This window comes from Nonomuraea sp. 10N515B, assembly GCF_052245915.1.
Classification (GTDB): domain Bacteria; phylum Actinomycetota; class Actinomycetes; order Streptosporangiales; family Streptosporangiaceae; genus Nonomuraea.
This window is the reverse complement of sequence record NZ_JBQQBQ010000180.1, coordinates 1-1,553: the sequence shown is the minus strand read 5'-3', so window position 1 is coordinate 1,553 and position 1,553 is coordinate 1. Positions and strand designations below refer to the sequence as shown.

The following is a 1,553-nucleotide window of genomic DNA, read 5'->3' as shown; positions in this document are numbered from 1 at the left end:
TCGCGTACGGCTTGCGTTCACTCACCCGGCCATCTCAGCACATCCATGCCTACCAGCTAGGCATAACGCTACAGATTCGCTCGATCACACTGCGACATCAGGGGCATAGACCCGCGGACCGCCCTCTCAGGCGAGTTCGTTGCGCTCGTCGGCACCAGGCTTCGGAGAACTCGGCCGTCGCTGGGAGATCTCGTCCACCCGGGAGCGGAGCTTTTCCAGTTCGGTGAGGACGAGTCGCAGGTCGGCCTGGTTGCGGGTCTCCGCCGCAGAGGTCTCCTGGAAGCGTTCGACGAACCAGGCGGCGATCGAGGCGGTGACCACACCGAGCAGCGCAATGCCGGACAGCATTAGCGCGCCGGCGATGAGCCGTCCCTCCAGCGTGGTTGGGTACAGGTCACCGTAGCCGACTGTGGTCATGGTCGTCAGCGACCACCACAGGGCGTCGGCCAGCGTGACGATCGTGGGATCGGCGGAACGACGTTCGGCGTCCAGCACTGCAATGCCGCCGACCACGGCCAAGAAGCAGGCCCAGCCGCTGACGTAGACGGTCACGCGCATGCGAAGCGGCAGCGTGACTCGGCGCATCAGTGCGGTCAGCATCAGAAGCGAACGCAGCACTGCCAGGGGGCGTAGCAGCGGTAGGAGGACGACCAGGAGCGACGGGATGTGGGTGGTGACGAAGTGCCAGCGCCGGTCGGCCAGCCAAACTCTGATCAGGTAATCAGCGGTAAAGAGCGTCCAGGCCGCCTGTTGGACGTGTTCGAGTCGGTGGACGACGGTGTCCGGCAACTGGGGAAGCACGATCGGCAGTGCCCAGGTCGCCAAAAAGAGCAGGCCCACGCCGAGCAGTAGGGGATCGGTCCTGCGCTCCCAGGTTTGCAGCCGGGACGACGATGGCATGGTTGTCGCGCTGGTTTGTTCCATCCTTGTTTCCGTCCGTCACGCGATGGCGGAGGCGGGTGGCTCTCATCGCGGCCCGCCTCACCTAGGCGGCTGTCGCCGAGGAAGCCTGGTCCGGGAAGCTGCCACCATGCCGATGATCATGGATTTAACAGGTCGGGCGCTGCTGGTCGGCGGGGGTAAGGAGCAGGCACGCGAACTCCCAGCCGCGCTGAGCTTTCCGGCGGGCAGAGGCCTGGAGGCCCACAGGCGCGGCACACCTGTGCCTGGGCCACAGCAAAGGCGGTCGAGTCGGGATAGCCAACGGGGTGCTCTCCTGCCTGGGCGGCTGTTCTGCGCGTGGGGGACCAGGATCTGGCGAGGGCGGTGTAGCGAGCGCTCCCATGCGCACGACATGTGACCGGCCCGATCTCTGCCGGCACCGCGGGGCGCTCGCTTCACCTGTCCCTGCATGACAGCTCGCCGCTATCGAGCTGCTCCGATAATCTATTGCATAGTGCAACGATATTCCAGTGCTCCATTCGTGTCAGAGGGCGTTACGCGAGTTGATGTCCGCTTCGTCGCTTGCGCTGGATAGTGCAGGCTGGTCAGGGCAGGGTTCGCCGGGCTACGGGAGCGGTTGAGCGAACAAACCCGGCTCGTTCTCCACGAGG

General features: G+C 65.3%; 1 protein-coding gene. It reads right to left on the bottom strand.

Annotated features, from left to right (window positions below; translation table 11 throughout):
• Window positions 1-126: 126 nt before the first annotated feature.
• On the bottom strand, window positions 127-924 hold the full coding sequence (locus ACTWQA_RS58875; RefSeq protein ID WP_443167475.1) for a potassium channel family protein: 798 nt from the start codon (window positions 922-924) through the stop codon (window positions 127-129).
• Window positions 925-1,553 lie beyond the last annotated feature (629 nt).